General features: G+C 68.2%; 2 pseudogenes. Both read right to left on the reverse strand.

The features are described 5' to 3' along the window. Nucleotides 1-126 (reverse strand): annotated as a pseudogene (locus EET13_RS32165) (hypothetical protein); the annotation flags it as partial. Between the two features lie 553 nt (nucleotides 127-679). Next, nucleotides 680-1,555, reverse strand: a pseudogene (locus EET13_RS31070) (PE family protein); the annotation flags it as partial.

The raw sequence follows: 1,555 nt of genomic DNA on the forward strand, positions 1-1,555 counted from the left end.
ATCCCGGTAAAGGATCACCGGATCCAACGCCAGCACCGTCGCATCGATCCCGACGTTGCGCAACTGGTCGGCCGCGGTGTTGGCGACGGCCACCGAGGTCGGGTCGTTGGCCGCCACCCCGATAACCTGCGACCGTCCATACATTGGATCGATGACGACTCGTCGCCCGATAGTGACCACCCAAGTTGGGATCTTCCACTATTAAGACAGCACCGACGAATGATGGCGGCTGACGATGAACGGATAATGTTGAACTCCAGGTGATTGGTGTTGCTCGCCGAATGCGCAGCGTGCCTCACAAATCTTGAGCGCATAGCGGGTGGTGGCGTCTGACAACCAGTTGTGTCGCTTCCATGTTTGTCGACCCTGAAGGCGATGAATCCCATTGCTGTTCCGTGGGTCCAGATTCAGGCGGCGCGACGGGGTAATGGTGCCCTCAGGCGGGTATTGCAGACCAGGCGACGGCAGCGGGACGGTGCGGGCCAGTACGACGCCCTCCGGGCAACGCGCCTGCAACGCCCGCAGATGTACAAACTGGTATCAGCGGGAAGTACGACGTCGTCAACCAATCAGGGCGACCTGCTGCCCAAGAGGCCGGTTTGCCGGCGTTTTCCCGGCCCTGCCCGCGTTTGTATTGATTGGCCTCGCAGGGTTTACCCCCTCGGTATGGCCGACTCGGTTATGACGATCCGTTCTGCCCGTTTGCGCCGGCGAGTATGCCCCCGGTGCCGCCGGTGCCACCAGTCCCGCCACTGAAGCCGTTACCGCCGTTACCGCCGAAGCCCACAAACGTCGGGACGAAGGAGCCATTGCCGGTTAGCCCGACGTTGCCGCCGTTGCCGCCGTTGGCAAACCCGCCGCCGGTGCCGGCGTTGCCCCCGTTCCCGCCAAAGCCAACGTTGACAAGACCGCCACCGTCACCACCGGCACCGCCGTCGCCGCCATTACCAGCGAAGTTCGACCCCCCATCGCCGCCAGCACCACCGGCACCGACGCCCGTGAGTACCACGCCCTGACCACCATGACCGCCCGTGCCGCCCGAAACGACGGCGGAGCCACCGATGCCGCCGGCACCGCCAAGGCCGAGGCCGATGATCGCCGCACCCTGACCTCCTCGGCCGCCCACAGCGCCTATGACGTTGGAAGCGCCACCGATGCCGCCGGCACCGCCGACGCCCAAGCCGGCGACCGCGGCGCCAACGCCGCCGGGGCCGCCTGCGCCGCCTGCGAGTTCACCCAAACCGCCGTTGCCGCCGACACCGCCCTGGGCGTAGCCGAAGAGGGCAGCCATGCTACCGCCGGCGCCACCGGCCCCGCCGATGCCGTTGGAACCGGTGGCGCCGCCGCCGGCGCCACCGGCACCGCCGAGGCCAAATAATCCGCCCTGCCCGGCGCCGCCAGCGCCCCCGGCGCCGCCGGCGCCGCCGATTCCACCGGACCCGCCGGCCCCGCTCAGTCCAAAGAGCAGGCCGTTTGCCGCGCCGCCAACGCCGCCAGCGCCCCCGGAACCGCTGGTGAGACTACCTATTCCCCCAGGACCGCCAGCACCGCCGAC

The organism is Mycobacterium attenuatum (genome assembly GCF_900566085.1).
Classification (GTDB): Bacteria; Actinomycetota; Actinomycetes; order Mycobacteriales; family Mycobacteriaceae; genus Mycobacterium; species Mycobacterium attenuatum.